Source organism: Macrococcus sp. DPC7161 (assembly GCF_004117835.1).
In the GTDB taxonomy this organism is placed as follows: Bacteria; Bacillota; Bacilli; order Staphylococcales; family Staphylococcaceae; genus SDSC01.
The window spans coordinates 21,044-40,782 of sequence record NZ_SDSC01000008.1 but is presented as its reverse complement, the minus strand read 5'-3'; the positions used below and the strand labels follow the sequence as shown (position 1 = coordinate 40,782).

Here is a 19,739-nt window from a genome sequence, read left to right as displayed (position 1 = left end):
TTTTATTATCAAGGTTCTAGCTTTTTTATGAAGGCTTTATCTGCTTACTTTTATAAAACATTGGCAATGATAAGTAGGTGATTAAACCGATGACACCCCATATGAAAAGACCACTTGTTGTCCAGTCGATGAGTAGTCCGCCAAAGATTGGTGCGATGATGCGTGAGATGCCTGTTAGGCCTGTGAGTGCATAGTAAGAGCCTTTTAGTGCCGTTGGTGAGAGTTCATCGATTCGGATATCCCACATTGTAAATACAAACATTTCTCCAACGGTCAACACAAGCATGCCAAATCCTAATGCGTACAAATGATTGGATACACCAAATAGAGCAAGGCCAAGTGGCAGTAAAATCGCACCTATCATGATTGCGGTACTTGTTTTGATATGCTCTCCAATGCGATAAACGAAGTATTGTCCGACTATAACGACAACAGCATTCACAATCATGAGTACTGCGTAATAGTGAATCGATGTTTGATAATCATAAATCTTCCCTAAATACATACTTAAAGTTGCTGACATCTGCGTATAACCAAATACGATGAAGATGTTACCTAACACTAAGTATAGAAATGATTTATCTTCTTTAAAGATATAAAGCATATTGAAAAAGGGTACATTTTGTAAATCATGCCTATCCTTTAAATTGATTTGGTATTTATTGAATATGAATATAAATAAACAAAGGTTAAAAATAAGTGCAGCTGCAACGATATAAAATAATTGTTGAATCCCAATCCAAAGAATTTGGCTTGCGATATACGGACTAATTGCAGCAGCAACATTGATTAAATAGTATCTTATATTAAAGATAAACTTTCGATTGTGGTCATCTGTAAACTTTGAAATTAATACACGGTAAGTTGGATCAACTAATGTCGCACCAATGGTCGATGTAATAGAGAAAGTGATAAAGCCTAAAAATGTATGAATCATAGGGAATAATCCATAACTTAATATCCCGATGATTAATCCAAAATAAATAACATGCCTTTTGTTGAAGCGGTCTATAACACTACCAGAAGTCATACTTAAAATAATCGCAACAACACCAGAGGTAGATAAAATTAAGCCGATTTGAAATCCTGTATAATGATAAGTCTTCATTAAATAGATAGATAAAAATGGCATTACTAAAAAGACGCTAAATCGCGCTAAAAAAGTCGCCAATAACAAACTAGAAATGATCGGTGAGAAACGTTTCATACAAGTACCTCTCAAAATGTAATGCTTTTATTTTAGCATAACTTGTATAATTGCAAGAAAAAAGTGGCAACTGCCACTTTTAATATTTTTTATCTATCATCAATTTTCCGATAAAGTAAATAGCGAATGTAAGAATTACTGAATTGACGATGGCTCCTAATAAGTCCGATAAATCTAACTTAAATGGTTCATTAAAAAAATAGTAATCTGCATACGTTGAATAAATTAGATTAGAGATAATAATAAAAACGAAAAAATTTATACTTTGGAATTTTAGAGTTTCTAAATGCTTCTTATAATGATTTTCATCATAAGATTCCGTGTATTGGTGATATATTGTTTTCCTAACTTTAGCACCATAAATAGAAGGGTATATAAATGCGAATAAGTAAACCACGTAGAGAAGTAATGTTGATAAAGAAATGTTATTAAATATAACATCAGTCACTAAGCAGATTATTATTGATAAAACTAAGAGTATATAGCATGTAATGAATGTTGTTGAAATCATCTTTAATAGTTCTGATTTTTGATACTCATCTCTTTGATTGATATAACCAACATTACGCTTCATTAGTTTTTCATTTAGAATGTTCATTCAATATCACCTTCGTCGTTTGAGATTTTTTTAACTTTTAATTTTGAAGCATAATACATCATTGTGCCAAAAAGAGCACCACCTAAAATCCAAATGATTAAATTAAAAAATGAGAATTCGAACTTTTCTCCAGCCGCAATTTTAAAGATAATTTCCATCGTGATATACATTGTAGTGCCCCAATAAAGCCCAATTTTTATTGAGGATTTTCGCAATTTATGAATTTCTTCATTGTATTCTTCGTCAGAATAAACTTCTGTAATTGCGGCCTGATTCTTTCTTGATTTATTTAATAAAATAATAGATGAGACTTGTAAAATGATGAAAAATAAAATGGTCCCAACTGAAATGGTTTGATGCATGATATCCCAAAATAAACTGATGAGCATTAAAGAGCATAACAGAAAAAATATATAGTTAAATGCGTTTGTAAGTATTTCAAACCCCATTTGTCTTTGATATTCATCATCTTCCATTTCTAATCCTACAAAAGTCGACATAAGCTTACTATATTTGAATTTCATTCAAATTCTCCTCCTCAACTTCCCAAAATAAAGCATTTAAATCTGTATTAAGTGCTTTAGCAATTTTGATACATAAATCTAAAGATGGATTATATTTATCGTTTTCAATTAAATTGATTGTTTGTCTTGAAACTTTGATGGATTTCGCTAAATCTAATTGAGAAATTTTTAACTTTTTTCTATAAGTACGTACGTTATTCATATATATTCTCCTAGGAAATGTCGTATATATTTGACATATCAATCATAATATTTATGATTTAAAATGTCAAATATATATGACAAAAAATGAGCCCTCTTTTTAGGGCTCATTAATTGTTTGCTATTGATTTATCTTTTAACGATTTGTGCGCCAAATGGCATTAATGAAAGGATTGCGAGTTTAAATGATTGGATTCCGAATGGGATACCAATGATGGTTAAGCATAGTGCGATGCCACTTGTTACGTGTACGACTGCTAATGGGATACCACTAACAAGGATCCAAATGATGTTGAGTAATATTGAAGTTGGACTGTCACGATAAATAATTTCTTTACCAAATGGGCTAAAGCTTAATTCAGCGATTTTAAAGCATTGTAAACCAACGGGTATGCCTACAATCGTAATGCACCAAAGGAGTCCAAAGAATAGCCATGCCAATCCACTCACCAATCCACCAAATATAAACCAAAGTACATTTCCTATGAAATTCATGATAATCGCCTCCATTTATACTTTTACTATACGCTTAAAAAAGGTGTTTAACATCATCCTTAAGGTTGAGAAATCGTGGCGAAATAGTGTTGATTTAGCAAACAATTCTGACAAATGAACCCTAACCTTAAAATTACCTTAAAAATCCAGTGATTTTAACTTTTTCTAATTTAAATGTGATATGCTACTAGTAATTAGAAGGAAACTGAATAATTACGATTTAAGGAGTGATCTCATGAAACAATCGATCGAATTAATTTTATCAGTGATTTTCATGTTGTTTGTATTAGATTTCTTTGCTGTTATCCATTTAGCAGCTTTCAAAGGCATTCTAATTGTTGCATTTGTCGTTTTAGGTATTGCAAAATTAGTACAAATGTTAGACATCATCACATCACAATCAACGATTCAAGACAAATAAAGTCTACCAAAGCGGTAGGCTTATTTTTTATGTGCTTTATTAATGATATAATCATCATATTGTAAGTGGAGGTTATTATGATTGATTATTTAAAAAGAGAATGGTTAGATAAACCGTTTCAAAATATTTTAGCAGGTATGGTTGTTGCACTTGCGTTAATTCCTGAGGTGATTGCATTTTCAGTTATTGCGGGTGTCGATCCTATGGTCGGTTTATATGCGTCATTTGTAATTGCTGTTGTTATTGCTTTTACAGGCGGGCGCTCTGCAATGATTTCTGCTGCTGCAGGTGCAATTGCATTGTTAGTATTTCCGTTAGTAAAGATTCATGGTTTGGATTATTTATTAGCTGCGACTTTGCTGATGGGTGTTCTTCAAATATTAATGGGTGTGCTAGGGATTGGTAAGCTCTTAAAGTACATTCCGAATACAGTTATGATTGGGTTTGTTGATGCATTAGCGATACTGATATTTTCATCACAACTGCAACATATTTTTGGTATTAATGGCGTTACTTATGTGTTCGCTGTTATAACGATGGTGATTGTGTATGTTGTGCCTAAGTATTTTACGAAGATACCAGCGCCTTTAATCGCTGTATTGTTATTGACAGTGATATCTATTTATACACATGTGGATGTGAAAACGGTTGGCGATTTAGGTGAGATTAAACGTCATTTACCACACTTTTTTATTCCGAATGTACCGTTTAATTTTGAAACACTTAAGATTATTTTGCCTTATAGTATATCAATGGCGATTGTTGGATTGGTTGAAAGTCTGTTAACCGCAAGAATTGTGGATGATGCATTATCATATGACAGTAATAAGAATATTGAGGCTGCAGGACAAGGTATGGCGAATATTCTTTCAGGGTTTTTTGGAGGTATCGGTGGCTGTGCGATGATTGGTCAATCCGTGATGAATTTGAAATCGGGTGGAACAACGAGATTATCTTCACTTGTGACAGGGTCGTTTTTAATGTTTTTGATTATTGTATTAGGCCAATATGTCGTACAAATTCCAATGGCTGTGTTAGCGGGTATTATGGTTGTTGTGGCATTTTTAACATTTGATTTTGGGACATTTAAGTTTTTGAAAAACGCCAAATGGACAGATATTTCTGTGGTATTATTAACGATTATTTTAGTTTTATTGACACATAATTTAGCTGTAGGGGTTATTGCAGGAAGTGTACTTCATTTCGTATTTACCAAATGGTTAAAGGAGGCTTCATAATGTATAAACATATTTTAGTTGCAGTAGATGGATCGGATAACAGTATGCGCGCACTTCAAGAAGCAATACATTTGAAGAGCAAGGTGACATTACTCAGTGTTGTTTCAGCAGAAGATGCGAAAGATGCAGTACTTCATTATCAAGAAGATAGCATCATGCATCGTAAACATCAGTTAGCGCATATGATTTCATTGTTAGAGGATACGAATATTCAATATGAACTACTTGTCGTACATGGAGAGGTTTGTGAAACGATTATTAAAACGAGTCAATCTGGCAACTATGATTTACTTGTCATCGGTTCTAGAGGATTAAATCGATTCCAAGAAGCGGTCATAGGTAGTGTGAGTAAACGTATTATTAGAGAAGTGAAAATACCAGTATTGGTAGTGAAATAAGCATCTGAGGCTAAGTCTCAGATGCTTATTTTTTATGTTAATGGTGTTAAACGTTGTTCTATTGCTTCACGTCGATGCTCTAAAAAGTCTGGTAAGTGAAGTTGTTCACCAAGATGTGCTTTGTCAGTATCTCGTGTAAATCCTGGGCCGTCTGTTGCGAATTCAAATATGATGCCGTTATGTCGATAATAAATGGATTTAAAGAAATAGCGGTCAATAATCCCTGTATGTTTTCCAGGTAATTGGTCCAACTTTTGTGTGAGTTGTATTAAATCTTCGTCTATTGGTAGTGTTAAAGCGATGTGATGCACATAACCGCGACCAGGTTTTGCAGGTGAGTGTGTATTTTCTTCAATGATAAAGTCTGAATAAATACCTGTTTCATCAATAGTATATTGATGTTGATTTTGTTTGAAACCAAGTGTTTCTGATAAGAATTGAATTGTTTTTTCTGTATCTCTTACATGTAACATCACTGGTCCCATGCCTAAAATTTGATATTGCTTTGGAATATCAGTGTAAGGATTTTGTTCCCAAGTCTGAGGGATGTTACGGTTGTGATTATTGATAAGTACAATCTCTAAATCATCAGGATCTTTGAACAAAATACCTGTTTCGTTACCGTATTGGACGTTTGTTGTTTCAATGTGTTGCTTATTTAATCTTTCAACGAAATATTGAACCGCGGATGCACTAGGTAGTAATAATGACAAACGTGCAATATTGTGCGTGCCACGTTGCATAGGTCCGGCATTTTTGATTTCAAAGAAACTGAGCAATGTACCAGCGTTACCAGTTTCATCACCATAAAAGAAATGATACATCGTTGGATTATCTTGGTTCACTGAAATTTCTACCAGTCTTAAGCCAAGGATCTCTGTATAGAATTGTTTGTTTTTTTGTACGTCTTTTGTGTACATTGAAATATGATGATGACCTGTAATGTTCATATGAATCACTCCTTTATCAACAATGTTGATTATTTTTTAATATATGATATAATAATTATACTGAGTATAAATATTATATCAATATGAACATTAAGAATCAATCGATTCGGATAGGAGAACTTATGAAAGTAGAATTAGGTATTACTTCATTTGGAGATAATAGTGAAAGATTTAACGAGCAAGGAAATCATGGGAAAATATCAGCTGCAGAGCGTATACGTGATATTGTTGAAGAAATTAAACTGGCAGATGAGGTTGGTTTAGATATTTATGGTTTAGGTGAACATCACCGACCAGACTATGCTGTTTCAGATCCTGTAAGTGTATTGGCAGCAGCAGCACCTCTTACAAATCATATTAAATTATCATCTGCTGTTACCGTACTTAGTTCTGATGACCCGATTCGTGTATATCAACGATTTGCAACATTAGATGCTTTAAGTAATGGTCGTGCAGAAATTATGGCAGGTCGTGGATCATTTATTGAGTCATTCCCACTCTTTGGCTACGATTTAAATGACTATGAACGTTTATATGAAGAAAAGTTAGATTTATTGATTCAAGCCAATCAAAATGAAATCGTTACTTGGGAAGGGACAACACGTGCACCTGTAGAAGGTAAAGGAGTTTATCCTCGTGCTGTACAAAAAGAACTTCCTATTAATATTGCATCTGGTGGTACGCCATCTAGTTCATTCCGTGCCGCTCAGTTAGGATTGCCGATTACATATGCTATCATCGGTGGTAATCCTAAACGTTTCAGACAAAATATTAATTTATATAAACAAATCGGTAGTGAGCATGGCCACGATTTAAGTAAGATGACTGTTTCAGTGCATTCATGGGGCTTTATTGCTGAAACAGATGAACTTGCTAGAGAAAAGTATTTTTATCCAACGAAAAATAGTCATGATGTATTAGCGAAAGAACGTGGATGGCCAGCTTATAGCATGGAAGCTTATTTAAGTGAAATTGAATATGGTGCCTTATATGTAGGATCGCCTGAAACAGTCGCATATAAAATCATCGATACAGTAGAAGCATTAAATTTAGATCGATTTATGATTCATTTACCGATGGGTTCAATGCCACATGAAGACATTATGAATGCCATTCGTTTATATGGTGAAAAAGTAAAACCAATCGTTGACAATTATTTTAAAGATCGTGAAAAACGTTCAATTTAAAATTTGAGCAAAACGTATGTTGAAATTCGTAATTCAAAATACATTGTGCTATATTTAAATAGATTTCATATTCAATTTAGGAGGTCATGACACATGACAGAATTAATCCCGTATTTAGCATTTGATAGTGCAAAAGAAGCTTTAGCTTATTATGAAGAAGTATTTGGTGCAACAGACATCAACCGTTTACCTGTAGGTCCTGAACAAGCTGGCCAATTTGGTGTTGACCCAGCAGTAGCTGAAGATATGACAATGCATTCAGAGTTTAAAGTGGCAGGACATAAATTATATGCAGCCGATAAATTCGGTAAGGCAGGAGACTTCAATGCAAGTATTTCTTTATCAATCAACTGGGCTAAAGATAATGCAGAAGACACTAAAGCAATGACTGAATTATTTGATCGTGTCGCTGCACATCCTGATACAAAAGTAGAAATGCCAATCGGAGAACAATTCTGGGGTGGCGTTATGGGTGCCTTAAAAGATAAATATGGTGTAGATTGGATGTTCAACGGTAACTAATCTCATTTTGTAAGCTGAGACTTTTGTCTCAGCTTTTTTATTTTCACTTATATTTCACCAATGTTTTATATGATGTTGTTACGTGATAATGTTGTATTTTTTCATCAATATGACATATCACACCGTAACTTTACGAAATATTCGTTGTTTTAATCTGTTTGTAACATACAATATTTTCTATTTAATTTAATATACCCGTAACAACAAGCTTTCAAAGTGTAAAAAGGGATATAACTTGACTTTTTTATATTACATTCACTGTAATGTTAGAAGGTAAATTGTTAATTCGCTGTAACTTACAAGCATAAATTATGTGGTATTGTAGTTAATGTACTTAAAACAGACAATTTCATAAAGTTGATATAGAAACATTTAAAAAAACGAAATTAATGGAGGATTTATAAAATGAAAAAAACAGTAATGACAACATCATTAGCATTAGGATTAGGATTAACAGGAGTAGCGTTCTCACATTCAGCAGACGCTTCAGAAATCAATAAAGCAGATTTAGCTGACAAAGCAATCAACCACCCAGAATTATTAAACCAAGCACCCGTTGAAGAAGGCGCTTATGACTATTCATTCGTATACAATGGTTACCAATTTGATTTCGAATCAAATGGTAGCTACTGGACTTGGGAATACCACTACACAGGTGCAGCTGATACAAATGCACCTGTAGGTAACACAACTGCAGCTACTGCTTACCAAGCACCACAAGCAGTTTCATACCAAGCACCAGTTTCACAACCAGTTGTAAAACAAACTTACTCAGCACCACAAGCAGTTAAAACTTCTTACACAAGTGCAAACACTCAAACAAGTGGTATCCGTTTAGCTAACGGTAACACTGCTGGTTCAGTAGGTTCAGCTGCAGCTCAAGAAATGGCTCGTCGTACAGGCGTTTCAGCTTCAACTTGGGAGCACATCATTGCACGTGAATCAAATGGTCAAGTAAATGCATACAACCCATCAGGCGCTTCAGGTTTATTCCAAACTATGCCAGGTTGGGGTTCAACAGCAACAGTTCAAGACCAAATCAACGCTGCAACTAGAGCATACAATGCACAAGGTTTATCAGCTTGGGGATTCTAATATAACCAATTCAAACACGCTAGCAAAAGCTAGTGTGTTTTTTTATGAAAAAAAGGTCCATCAGATATTTTCTGATGGACCTTTTTAATCTAATGAATTGATATAGGCTGAGATGATTTTATACTGATTGACATCATTTTGATTAATCGTACCTACGATATAAGCTTTTTTCTTTGGTGCATAAAATGCAAAGCTACCCGTTGAGCCTGCGTGACCATCTAGTATGACTCCGTATGCATCAACACGCATTAAACCATGAGCGTACATAGATTTTGAACCTTGAAGTGGTACGAAATCAGGATGACTGATATGTGATTTTTTAAATAACTGACCATCAAAATAACTTTTAATAAAAATCATTAAATCATGACCACTAGATACAAGACCTGCTGGTGCGATGTTACTTTGTGCATAAAGAAGATTATTCACTTTACGGTCTTTGTAATACGTATCTGAAATCTTTAGAGATTTATCAGGTACAGCTGTATCCTTTAAACCAAGTGGCTGAAAAATACGTGATTTAAAGTTTTCTTCTAACGATTGATGTGTAATCTTTTCAATCATCAGTCCGAGTAATGTTGCATTCATACCAGAATAATAAGCTTCATGATTTAAATGTTTTCCAGATAATTGTTTCGTTAAGTTAATGGCTTCATTCGGTGGAAAATCGAGATCTTGCTTTTGTAATATTGAACCTATAGATGGTTGATTGTCTAAATGATCAGACTCATAATCGGGTAAAGCAGTTGTTTGGTTTAATAATTGATCAACGGTAATTGTTGATGTCTTATCTTTACCATCAATAGTCAATAAATGATCTACTTTATCTTTGTCGAGTACATCAACCATGCGTGTGTCCATTGATAACTTACCTTCATCTATCAGTTGAAATACGACAGAGTATGTAAAGAGCTTGCTAATTGAAGCAACGTAAAAACGATCGTGCGCTGTTAAATTTTTCTTAAATTCATGTATTTTCTTAGGATGGTCAATTCGGATATAAGCATTTTTAATATCGCGACTTGCTTTCACTTGATCATCAATTTGTCTAAAACGATCATCTTGAGATTGGAAATATTGAATACAAAAGATTAAAATAATAAAAATTAATGTTGCGATAAAAATCGTTCTTAAAAAACGAAATACAAAAGACATGGTACACCTCGTACATCAAGATAGTATAAGTTTAGAATGATTTATAACATAACGCAAAATTTAAGCAACGATGATTTGTAGTTTTAAAAAATAAAAAAAGGGTGATGACATGATTAATATTTTACTTAGCTTATTTAAAGAAAAAAGCAATTGGAATTCAGAAATTGAAAGGTATATTAAAGGTAAAATCGTGTTGATTATTCCATTTTCGTTTACCGATAAATATGTTACTAACGAAAAAGAATGGAAAAATATTTATGGCGTGGGTGGAAAATTTTATCAACCGACAATTGATCCATTACTAACATTCGGTGTAGAACAAGAAGCGATTCGATGGATAAATTATTATCAAGATTCTATAGATGATATGAAACAGGAAATACAAAATGCGGAGGTCATATTCTTTACAGGCGGGGCCCCAGAACTTATGATGCAACGTTTAATTGAAAAAGACTTAGTAGAGGTGATACAAGCATTTAATGGTGTTGTTGTAGGTTACAGTGCAGGTGCAATGGTGCAATTAAATCACTATCACATCACACCAGATGAAGATTATCCCTCTTTCTCGTATGAAAGAGGACTGAACTTAGTATCAGGATTTGATATCGAAGTACATTATGAACCATATATGGACCCATATAACGAGAAAGTCGTTAAAGAAAAAGGTGTAAAAGTATTTGCACTGACTGATGAGGGTATGTTGATTGTAAGAAATGGAGAAGTTGAAATGTACGGTGATATTAAAATCTTTGAATAAAGGCGCCTTGCAGCTCAAGTGTGAGTGTCAGATGAGCTGCAAATGAATCTGTGGCTCAAGTGTAAGTGTCAGATGAGCCGCAAAAAAATAAGCCAATCGATAAAGATTGGCTTACACTAAATTTATTGATTTTCAATCCAATTTTTAATATAAGTTGCTGTGATTTCTGGTTGTGTGATATATACGCTATGTGTACTATCTTTAACAATCATTACAGTTGCTGGTTTTATGTCAGTGAAGTCTTTAATTTCATTTGCTCTAAAATCATTAATTTCTTCAGGTAAATCACTTCTTAAAATCAAAACATCTTGTTTTACTTTCTTTAATACCTTTTGATTAGGGTAATCTTTAGCACCAATAACAAAGTTGGCTGCCATATCAGGAGATAAAGTATATTCTAAACCTTCTCCTTTTGTTACAAATAATCTACGATCGATCAATGCTTCTTCAAAGGTCTTTCCAATACTCTCTTCTTCAGCAAAGTAATCTGCTTCCGTATCATAAGCAAGCATATCGACAAATGATTTTGTTTGTTCTATTTCATGCTCTAACGAATACCCTTCAACATGTTTAGGTGACATGTAACCACCATCTAATGAGATGCATGAAATGACGTCATATTTACTTGCGTAATCAAACATGTAGTGTGCAGCGATTGAATGTGCAGCAATGTGAAAATTTTTAAGGCCGATTTTAGTAACAAAATTGTGTAACCAAGTTGCGATTTCTGCTGGTGTATAAATACGTTCGTTCATTGTTGAATCGCCGCGACCAGGTAAATCAATCGAAATGATATGTAATTCACGCATATGTTTCATCAAAGGTAAGAAATCGATTGCTGTAGCTCCAAATCCATGAATCAATAATAACGTATCTTTGTGCTGTTCACCTGTTTCAAAATAACTTACGGTATGGTCTTTAATTTGAACTTTTTTATAAGTTAAATGATTTTCTTTGATTAAATCAAGTAACTGTTCGTTTACTGTTGTCATATCATCACCTCTATGATAAATATAAACAATTTCATAAAAGGTGTAAATTATAAAATAAGTGCTAATATTACATTGACTTAAACTTATTAAAAACGTATTTAATACAGATAAATATTAGATTGTATGACGTATAATAATGTCACTTAATAACTGTACAGAATCTTCTATTGTTTTGTTATTATAGTAGTCACTAAAACGTTCATCTGCAATATACATATGTGCTAAATTTTGATGGTATGATGTACTATACATACCACTCATGATTTCTAACCAAGTCTTATGGTGATGGAATGCAGACTTTGCGTTAGGATGATCTAAATCACTAATATTTTGAGATAAAAGGGTGTTTAATTCATTGATCAATGCATTTTCCGCCGCAACAGCTGCATCATATTGTGCTTTCGATAAATGCTTAAAGTGTTGATGAGATGCTTCAACTACTTTTGAATCATATTTTTCTCGTAATTCTTTCCCATATTTTTCTTCTTGTTCATTCAAAGTATTCATTTTAAATGCTTCGAATTTCTCTTGTTCTGTCATTTGAATCGCTCCTTATATATGTGAAATCAAAATCTAAAGATTATTATTTCTTTTAAAATTATTATAAGTGATATACTAGTAACTACAAAAGAGGTGGAACAATGATACGTTTTGATAATGATTATTCAACAGGAGCACATCCAAAAATTTTAGAAAAATTAATCGCAACAAATGATGAGCAACATCCAGGTTATGGTGTGGATGAACATTGTATGTATGCAGCTAAATTAATAAAAGATGCTGCAAATACAGACGGTGATGTTCATTTTTTAGTAGGTGGGACACAAACAAATAAAACAATCATCTCATCGATGCTAAGACCACATCAAGCTGTCATTGCAGCGGAATCTGGACATATTGCAGTACATGAAACAGGAGCCATTGAAAATACAGGCCATAAAGTCATCACTTTACCTGAAACAAATGGCAAACTACAGTTAGAGCATGTTGCAACATTCGTCAAAAATTATTGGGAAGATGTAACATTTGAACATATGCCACAGCCTAAATTGGTTTATATCTCACAACCAACAGAATTTGGGACACTGTATACGAAATCAGAATTACAAAATTTATATCAATTCTGTAAAGCGAATAATATGTATTTGATTATAGATGGTGCAAGGTTAGGCTATGCATTAGCGGCAGATGAAAATGATGTCACACTCAGTGACTTGGCACAGTATTCAGATGTCTTTTATATCGGAGGTACAAAAGTAGGTGCGTTATTTGGAGAAGCGGTCGTGATCACAAATGATGACTTAAAAACAGACTTCAGATATCACATCAAGCAACAAGGCGGCATGTTGGCTAAAGGAAGATTGTTAGGAATACAATTTCAAACATTATTTGAAGACAATCTTTATCACAGCATTTCCGAACATGCAGTTCAACTAGCAAATCGACTTACAGAAGCGTTTGAAAAAGCTGGAATTCAAATGAAATATCCATCACCAACCAATCAGAGATTCCCAATCTTAACGAATCAACAAATTGAACAATTAAAAGATAAATACACATTCGCTACATGGGAAAAAGTAGATGACGAACATACTGCAGTTCGATTCTGTACAAGTTGGTCAACAAAAACAGAAGATGTCGAAACATTAATTAAAGATATTGAGGGATTATAAATGGCAGATATAAACTGTGTATGTTTAGTAGAAATTAAAGACAATCAATTAATGTTAGTAAAAGTAAGGGAGAATACAAAGTACTACTTTCCAGGTGGTAAAATTGAAGCTAACGAAGCACCTATCGACGCGTTAGTGAGAGAAATTCAAGAAGAATTGGGTGTTCATTTAGAGAAGCATGAACTGCACCATATGGGAAATGTGATTGGACCTGCTTATCCAGATGCTACTATGACAGTATCATTAGCATGTTTTAAATCAATAAAACCAATTGAAAATTTTTCAGCAGAAAGTGAAATTACAGAAATCAAATGGTTTGATATAGCACATGATGATGCCATTGCTCCAGCAGTGTTAGAATTTATTGAACAATATAACCAAGGTCTATTACAATAACATTATCAAAGAAAAGGTTGGGATAATATGAATATCATCGTATATTGTGGCGCAAGTAAAGGTAATAGCCCGATATTTGAAACAGAAGCGAAAGTATTAGGAAAATGGATTTCAGACAATGATCACACACTCGTATATGGTGGTGGCCATATCGGTTTAATGGGTGCAGTGGCAGATACAGTATTAGAAAATGGTGGGAAAGTAACAGGTGTAATGCCAAAATTTTTAGCAGACCGTGAAATCTCTCATCCAAATTTAACAGAATTACTAATCGTAGATGATATGCCAATTCGAAAAAAGAAAATGCTTGATATCGGAGATGTATGTATCGCATTACCAGGAGGACCAGGGACATTAGAAGAAATTACAGAAGTCGTATCATGGTCACGCATTGGTCAAAACGATAGACCGTGTATCTTCTTTAACCAAAGCGGATATTATGATTTAATTGAACAATTTTATGATTCAATGGTACAAAACGGCTTCTTAACACAAAGCGATCGTAAAAATATTTATTTCTGTAAAACGATTGAATCATTAGAATCAGTCATCGAAAACTTTGAAAAACCAGAATTCACTTTATACCAAAAATAAACAAAGGCACCTAATTCATAAGAATTGGGTGTTTTTTATAAGGAGGTCAGTATGTCAGAGTTGATTATTTTACGTGGGAATTCTGCTTGTGGTAAATCTTCTACTGCAAAGTTATTACAAGCGCATTTAGGTGAAGGGACATTACTTGTGCCTCAAGATATTGTAAGGCGTGAGATGTTACGTGTTAAGGATAAGGTCGGTAGTGTGTCTACGGATTTGTTGGATACGATTGTACGATTTGGTATGGAACGATGTGATTTTGTTATTTTAGAAGGGATTTTAACGAATCGTAAGCACGGTGATATGCTCCGAGGTTTAATTACAGATTTCGAAAATCATGTCCATCCATACTACTTTAAGATTCCATTTGAAGAAACATTAAGAAGACATCAGTTTAAAGATGTCGATTTTGGGGAAGAGGAGATGCGACAATGGTTTCTTGAAGATGATCGATTAGGTGTTTCATGTGAAAAAATCATTGATGAATCGTTAACCCAAGATGATATTATCCAAATGATTCTTTCGGACGTGAGGTAATTTAGAAGCAATTATTATCAAAAATGATGTATAGTTTATATGTACAATATCCTTATCAACTTTTGATGGGGTGAACATATGAGATCTAAATGGATATTATCATGTAGTCTTTTAGTGGGTACGATTTTATTATCTGGATGTACTGTTTTTGATGATTGGGGTAAAGATTTTGAAAGTGATACGAAAGGTTTAGATAGAACAGTCACAATTTATAGTAAAGACGGTAAAGTACTTAAAAAGTATCATGGCAAAAATGTACGTACGAAATACAATGAAAATGGCGGAACGCAAGTGACAATTAACATTGATGGTAAACGTGTTCAAGCAATTAATGCAGATGTTGTCGTTGAAGAGCGTGGCGCTGAAAAGTTTGAGGTCAAAGAATAATAAGTTGAGTGTTGTAAAGCATTCTATCCATAGAGTGCTTTTTATTTTATGAGTAAATATCTGTATAATAAAAATTAAGGAGGGGTGCTATGTTTTTAGCATTAAAAGAAGTTTTATTTAATAAGCTGAAGTTTGGCTTAATTATTGGTGTGTTAGTCTTAATTTCGTATTTATTATTTTTAGTTTCAGGATTAAGTATTGGATTAATGAATATGAACAAAGAATCTATTGATAAGTGGAAGGCTGATGCATTTGTAGTTACAGATGAATCTAACCAAAATTTAGCGCAGTCTTTGTTTAAAGCAAGTGATGTGAAGGATAAGTTTAAAGAAACAGCATCTATTAAAAATTTAGGTGTTATCATTGCTAAAGGTGAAAAAAAGCAAAATACCATGTTGTTCGGTATTGATAAAGATGAATTTCTAAACCCGAATGTTGTGGAAGGGAAATCATTTTCTAAGGATTTTGAAGTGGTTGCTGATGACACTTTAAAGGAAAAAGGATTTAAGGTTGGTGACGAACTAGATTTGGCTGGAACTGATGAAACGTTAAAGATTGTTGGTTTCACGGATCAATCTAAATATAACGCTGCACCTATCGTTTATGCGAATATGCATACAGCTGATGTGTTATCGAATCAAAGATTAAAGGGCAAAGTGAATGCTTTGGTTATTAGAGATTCGAAGTTTAAAGATGTGAAATTAGATGATAAATATAGTTTAGTTGATAAAGATACTTTTATTAAGAAGTTACCAGGTTTCACTGAACAGAAATTAACTTTAGATATTATGAGTTATTTCTTATTTGCAATTTCAGCATGTATTATCGGGATATTCTTATATATCATTACGATTCAAAAGGCAGCTGTATATGGCTTATTGAAGGCACAAGGAATTAGTACCGGTTTCTTAGCACGTTCACTTGTATTACAAACATTTGTGATTGGTGTCTTCTCAGTGCTAATTGCATTGTTATTGACGTATGGTACGCAACTCGCATTGCCACCGGTTGTACCGATTAAATTTGATTTAGCAACGATTGCAATATATGCAGTAACTATTATTGTGATGGCCGTGTTAGGTGGCTTATTCTCGATCCGTTCAATTCAAAAAGTAGATCCATTAAAAATTATCAATTAGGAGGACTTATGTTATTACAATTAAAAGACGTTCGTAAATCGTTTGGTAAAGGTCAAACATACGTTGAAGCCTTACAACCAACAACGCTTGAAGTAAACGCTAATGAAATGATTGCAATCATCGGTCCTTCAGGATCAGGAAAAAGTACGTTATTGACCATTGCAGGATTGTTGCAGTCACCTACAGAAGGTAGCATCATCATTGACGGTAAAGATGTATCGAAGTATTCAGAGAAACAACGTGCAAAAGTAAGGTTAAAGACATTAGGATTTATTTTGCAATCATCAAACTTAGTACCATTTCTTAAAATTAAAGATCAATTTAAATTATTAAATAAAGTAAATAAAAATGTGATGGACCATGATGAATGGATGAAAAATGTTGAGGCATTGGGATTGAGTGGTGTATTGAATCAGTATCCAAATGAACTCTCAGGTGGACAACGCCAACGTGTTGCCATTTTAAAAGCAGTTTATACGAATCCTAAAATTATCCTTGCAGATGAACCAACAGCAAGTTTAGATTCTAAAAAAGCACATGAAGTTATCGAACTCATTAGACAACAAGTACAAACAGGCAATCGTTCAGCCATTGTAGTCACACATGATTTAAGGTTATTAGATCAATTTGATAAAGTATATGAAATGAATGATGGGGTATTGACACAAAAGTAGGTGGATTGCATGCAAAGAAAAACAGTATTAATCACAGGTGTAAGTAGAAGAAGAGGTATTGGTTACAGTCTTGCGAAGCGCTGTTTATCACTAGGAATGAACGTATTGATTCAACATTATGTTGGTCATGATGAAAGACAACCATGGGGCAAAGACGATATTTCACAAGTGATTAAATCGCTCGAACAATATAAACAAGATGGAGCAGTATTTGCTAATCAATCGGTTAATTTCGAATCAGATGAAGCCATATTGTCAATGGAATCATGGATGAATGAATATGGTCCGATAGATTATTTAGTATGTAACCATGCTATGAGTGGTCATGATGGTGATATTGAAAGTCTTAAACCAAGTTGGTTAGATCAACACTATCAGGTGAATACAAAAGCTTCGATGTTACTTATTCAAATGTTTGTAAGACAATTCGAACCCACACGTGGATTAGGAAAGGTATTATTATTTACAAGTGGTCAGTCATTAGGACCGATGTCTGATGAAATTTGTTATGCGTTATCTAAAGGGGCAAATTCAGAAATCACGAAGTCATTGGCGCATCATTTAGCCCCAAAAAATATTACAGTCAATTGTATTAATCCCGGTGTTACAAATACAGGTTATTTAGATGAACCTGTACAAGTACAGCGACTATGGATAAAGGATAGTTTTCCATTTGGCAGGATGAGTACACCAAATGATACTGCTAATTTGGTTGAATTTTTATTATCTGATAAAGGCGACTGGATGACAGGGCAAGTTTTTCACTCTGAAGGTGGATTTATCCGATAAACAAAAGTACGGCGAGCGTCGTACTTTTTTATTTAAGCGTATTTATATTGTGTGATACGTAATTGTGTTAGACTGATGAGAACAATTAATATTCGGAGGCACTAATATGACAATGACAGCAATGGCGATAGATAAATATGGCCAAAAAGTAGTGGAAAGTAAGCAAGTTAAAGTTCCTAAAGCAAAAAAAGGCAAGTGTTAATAAAAATTCATGCAGCAAGTATTAACCCTGTGGATTTTAAAATTCGCGATGGGGAGTTAAAGTTGTTGTTATCTTATAAATTTCCTTTAATTTTAGGGAATGACTTTGCAGGAGAAGTGGTTAAAGTTGGTCGTGGTGTTAAAGGATATCAAGTTGGCGACAAAGTGTATGGACGTACAAATAAAGATAAAATTGGAACGTTTGCAGAGTATATCGCTGTTGAAGAAGATGTAATTGCACCGATGCCAAGTAATCTGAACTACGTAGAAGCGGCAAGTATTCCTTTAGTAGGGTTAACAAGTTATCAAGCACTTTATGAGGAATTAGCATTATTACCGAACCAAAAGATATTAATTCAAGCAGGATCAGGTGGTGTAGGTACATTTGCAATTCAACTCGCAAAAATCATTGGAGCACATGTTGCAACAACTGTAAGTGATAAAGGTATTGATTTAGTAACGTCTTTAGGTGCTAATGAAGTGATTAATTATAAAGAAAAAAACTTCAAAGATGTTTTATCAGATTATGATGCAGTTTTCGATACATTAGGTGGTAAACAATTAGAAGATAGTTTCAGTATATTGAAGCCAGGTGGTAAAGTCATTTCAATCTCTGGGCTACCTACTGAAGTAACTGCACAAAGATTAGGCCTTGGTCGTGCGAAACAATTGTTGTTTAAGCTTGTATCAAGAAAATTAAAGAAACAAGCAAAGCAGTATGATGCAACATATGAATTCTTATTCATGCGTCCAAGCGGAGAACAATTAGCAACTATCACACAACATATTGAAGCAGGTAAAATTAAACCTGTCATTGATCGCGTGTTTAAATTTGAAGATACACAAAAAGCATTAGATTATTCAGAATCTGGCCGTGCCAAAGGAAAAATAATTATTGAAATGTAATAGAAGTCATCACTGAGGTGATGGCTTTTTTATATTAGAGAGAGAATGGTGCACGCAAGAGTATGTGGATCGTGCAGAAACATAGGAAATTGCACGCAAGAGTATGTGGATCGTGCAGAAACATAGGAAGGTGCACGCAAGAGTATGTAGAGCGTGCAGAAACAAAGGAAATTGCACGGGTGTTAGAAGTTATTTGGTAATAAAGCAAAAATCATCAAACCTTTAGTGAAACATTGAGATATAATCAAATCAAAATCAGAACTGAGGGATGACGATGTTAAAGTATGTATTATTGTTTGTAGGATCTGTGCTATATATTTTAATTTCAAGTGCGATGTTTCATTATAATAATTTAAGACGTGCCAAAAGACATAAACGTGTTACGTATAATCCGAATCAATTTAAATACATATTAATAGGACAAGTCATCATTACAATCATTTTTGATGTTTGGTATATTTTTAGTAAATAAGTGTAAAAAAAGATGGTTTTTCTAATTACTTCGTGATATGATATTTGATAATTTAATAGGATTAATTGTTAGACGCAAAGAGAGTAATTATGTATGGATTTAAGCGAGTTGTCGTTGGTGTGAGGGCAATATGAAATGGATAATGAAGCGCACTTTGTGAATGATGTATTGAAATGAGTAGGTATATCCGGTGGCAACATCGTTATCAATTTAGAGTGTGTTCTTTATGAA

General features: G+C 33.7%; 23 protein-coding genes, 2 pseudogenes and 1 other annotated feature (1 of these 26 cut by a window edge). Of the genes and pseudogenes, 17 read left to right on the top strand and 8 right to left on the bottom strand.

Going from position 1 to position 19,739, the window contains the following annotated elements; all coding sequences use genetic code 11:
* Window positions 1–25 precede the first annotated feature (25 nt).
* The 4 genes from ER639_RS10030 to ER639_RS10015 all read right to left on the bottom strand — a co-directional run bounded on the left by ER639_RS10030 (window position 26) and on the right by ER639_RS10015 (window position 3,025).
* A complete protein-coding gene (locus ER639_RS10030) occupies window positions 26–1,207 on the bottom strand; it encodes an MFS transporter (protein ID WP_129065656.1) in 1,182 nt (393 codons plus the stop codon).
* A 594-nt stretch (window positions 1,208–1,801) separates the two neighbouring features.
* Window positions 1,802–2,329 carry a DUF3278 domain-containing protein gene (locus ER639_RS10025; RefSeq protein ID WP_129065655.1) on the bottom strand — a complete coding sequence of 176 codons (528 nt, stop codon included), beginning with the start codon at window positions 2,327–2,329 and terminating at the stop codon, window positions 1,802–1,804.
* On the bottom strand, window positions 2,313–2,531 hold the full coding sequence (locus ER639_RS10020; protein WP_129065654.1) for a helix-turn-helix transcriptional regulator: 219 nt from the start codon (window positions 2,529–2,531) through the stop codon (window positions 2,313–2,315). Before ER639_RS10020 ends, ER639_RS10025 begins: the two co-directional genes overlap by 17 nt.
* A 128-nt stretch (window positions 2,532–2,659) precedes the next feature.
* Window positions 2,660–3,025, bottom strand: a complete 366-nt coding sequence (locus ER639_RS10015) for a YccF domain-containing protein (RefSeq protein WP_129065653.1) — start codon at window positions 3,023–3,025, stop codon at window positions 2,660–2,662.
* A 235-nt stretch (window positions 3,026–3,260) separates the two neighbouring features.
* Here ER639_RS10015 and ER639_RS10010 point away from each other — a divergent pair, with 235 nt between their 5' ends.
* From ER639_RS10010 to ER639_RS10000, 3 genes and pseudogenes are all read left to right on the top strand, one after another.
* Window positions 3,261–3,446 (top strand): hypothetical protein, encoded by a 186-nt coding sequence (locus tag ER639_RS10010; protein WP_129065652.1) that lies wholly within the window; start codon window positions 3,261–3,263, stop codon window positions 3,444–3,446.
* A 77-nt stretch (window positions 3,447–3,523) separates the two neighbouring features.
* A pseudogene (locus tag ER639_RS10005) lies at window positions 3,524–4,657 on the top strand (SulP family inorganic anion transporter); the annotation flags it as partial.
* Window positions 4,658–4,683: 26 nt separating this feature from the next.
* Complete coding sequence (locus ER639_RS10000; RefSeq protein ID WP_164993420.1) at window positions 4,684–5,082, top strand: universal stress protein; 399 nt, start codon at window positions 4,684–4,686, stop codon at window positions 5,080–5,082.
* 32 nt (window positions 5,083–5,114) lie between these two features.
* Here the strand turns inward: ER639_RS10000 and ER639_RS09995 are convergent, their stop codons facing one another.
* On the bottom strand, window positions 5,115–6,032 hold the full coding sequence (locus ER639_RS09995; RefSeq protein WP_129065649.1) for a VOC family protein: 918 nt from the start codon (window positions 6,030–6,032) through the stop codon (window positions 5,115–5,117).
* Between the two features lie 122 nt (window positions 6,033–6,154).
* Between ER639_RS09995 and ER639_RS09990 the strand changes: the two genes are divergently transcribed.
* The 3 genes from ER639_RS09990 to ER639_RS09980 all read left to right on the top strand — a co-directional run bounded on the left by ER639_RS09990 (window position 6,155) and on the right by ER639_RS09980 (window position 8,836).
* Entirely contained in the window at window positions 6,155–7,219 is a 1,065-nt protein-coding gene (locus ER639_RS09990) for an LLM class flavin-dependent oxidoreductase (protein WP_129065648.1), read from the top strand.
* Between the two features lie 93 nt (window positions 7,220–7,312).
* Window positions 7,313–7,741: a VOC family protein gene (locus tag ER639_RS09985; RefSeq protein ID WP_129065647.1), complete on the top strand. Its 429-nt coding sequence runs from the start codon at window positions 7,313–7,315 to the stop codon at window positions 7,739–7,741.
* A 405-nt stretch (window positions 7,742–8,146) separates the two neighbouring features.
* Window positions 8,147–8,836 (top strand): transglycosylase SLT domain-containing protein, encoded by a 690-nt coding sequence (locus tag ER639_RS09980; RefSeq protein WP_129065646.1) that lies wholly within the window; start codon window positions 8,147–8,149, stop codon window positions 8,834–8,836.
* Between the two features lie 84 nt (window positions 8,837–8,920).
* On the opposite strand, the gene ER639_RS09975 is transcribed toward ER639_RS09980, so the two are convergent.
* Window positions 8,921–9,991, bottom strand: coding sequence for a serine hydrolase domain-containing protein (locus tag ER639_RS09975; protein ID WP_129065645.1), 1,071 nt, complete (start codon window positions 9,989–9,991; stop codon window positions 8,921–8,923).
* A 109-nt stretch (window positions 9,992–10,100) separates the two neighbouring features.
* On the opposite strand from ER639_RS09975, the gene ER639_RS09970 reads away from it, so the two are divergent.
* A complete protein-coding gene (locus tag ER639_RS09970; protein ID WP_129065644.1) occupies window positions 10,101–10,748 on the top strand; it encodes a Type 1 glutamine amidotransferase-like domain-containing protein in 648 nt (215 codons plus the stop codon).
* Between the two features lie 122 nt (window positions 10,749–10,870).
* Here the strand turns inward: ER639_RS09970 and ER639_RS09965 are convergent, their stop codons facing one another.
* A complete protein-coding gene (locus ER639_RS09965) occupies window positions 10,871–11,740 on the bottom strand; it encodes an alpha/beta fold hydrolase (RefSeq protein ID WP_129065643.1) in 870 nt (289 codons plus the stop codon).
* Between the two features lie 114 nt (window positions 11,741–11,854).
* Complete coding sequence (locus ER639_RS09960) at window positions 11,855–12,280, bottom strand: TipAS antibiotic-recognition domain-containing protein (RefSeq protein WP_129065642.1); 426 nt, start codon at window positions 12,278–12,280, stop codon at window positions 11,855–11,857.
* A gap of 101 nt (window positions 12,281–12,381) precedes the next feature.
* Here ER639_RS09960 and ER639_RS09955 point away from each other — a divergent pair, with 101 nt between their 5' ends.
* The 10 genes and pseudogenes from ER639_RS09955 (at window position 12,382) to ER639_RS09910 (ending at window position 19,508) form a co-directional block, all read left to right on the top strand.
* Entirely contained in the window at window positions 12,382–13,413 is a 1,032-nt protein-coding gene (locus ER639_RS09955; RefSeq protein ID WP_129065641.1) for a threonine aldolase family protein, read from the top strand.
* A complete protein-coding gene (locus ER639_RS09950; RefSeq protein WP_129065640.1) occupies window positions 13,414–13,809 on the top strand; it encodes an NUDIX hydrolase in 396 nt (131 codons plus the stop codon).
* Window positions 13,810–13,836: 27 nt separating this feature from the next.
* A complete protein-coding gene (locus tag ER639_RS09945) occupies window positions 13,837–14,403 on the top strand; it encodes an LOG family protein (protein WP_129065639.1) in 567 nt (188 codons plus the stop codon).
* 51 nt (window positions 14,404–14,454) lie between these two features.
* Window positions 14,455–14,940 (top strand): kinase, encoded by a 486-nt coding sequence (locus tag ER639_RS09940; RefSeq protein WP_129065638.1) that lies wholly within the window; start codon window positions 14,455–14,457, stop codon window positions 14,938–14,940.
* Between the two features lie 78 nt (window positions 14,941–15,018).
* A complete protein-coding gene (locus tag ER639_RS09935; RefSeq protein ID WP_129065637.1) occupies window positions 15,019–15,327 on the top strand; it encodes a DUF5052 family protein in 309 nt (102 codons plus the stop codon).
* Between the two features lie 89 nt (window positions 15,328–15,416).
* On the top strand, window positions 15,417–16,466 hold the full coding sequence (locus tag ER639_RS09930; RefSeq protein ID WP_129065636.1) for an ABC transporter permease: 1,050 nt from the start codon (window positions 15,417–15,419) through the stop codon (window positions 16,464–16,466).
* An 8-nt stretch (window positions 16,467–16,474) separates the two neighbouring features.
* Window positions 16,475–17,140 carry an ABC transporter ATP-binding protein gene (locus tag ER639_RS09925; protein WP_129065635.1) on the top strand — a complete coding sequence of 222 codons (666 nt, stop codon included), beginning with the start codon at window positions 16,475–16,477 and terminating at the stop codon, window positions 17,138–17,140.
* 9 nt (window positions 17,141–17,149) lie between these two features.
* The gene (locus ER639_RS09920) at window positions 17,150–17,929 is read left to right on the top strand and encodes an SDR family oxidoreductase (RefSeq protein WP_129065634.1); all 780 of its coding nucleotides are present in this window, start codon (window positions 17,150–17,152) and stop codon (window positions 17,927–17,929) included.
* Window positions 17,930–18,041: 112 nt separating this feature from the next.
* Window positions 18,042–19,036 (top strand): annotated as a pseudogene (locus ER639_RS09915) (NADP-dependent oxidoreductase).
* Between the two features lie 274 nt (window positions 19,037–19,310).
* A complete protein-coding gene (locus ER639_RS09910; protein ID WP_129065633.1) occupies window positions 19,311–19,508 on the top strand; it encodes a hypothetical protein in 198 nt (65 codons plus the stop codon).
* A 61-nt stretch (window positions 19,509–19,569) separates the two neighbouring features.
* Window positions 19,570–19,739: a binding site (T-box leader), on the top strand (it continues 43 nt past the right edge of the window).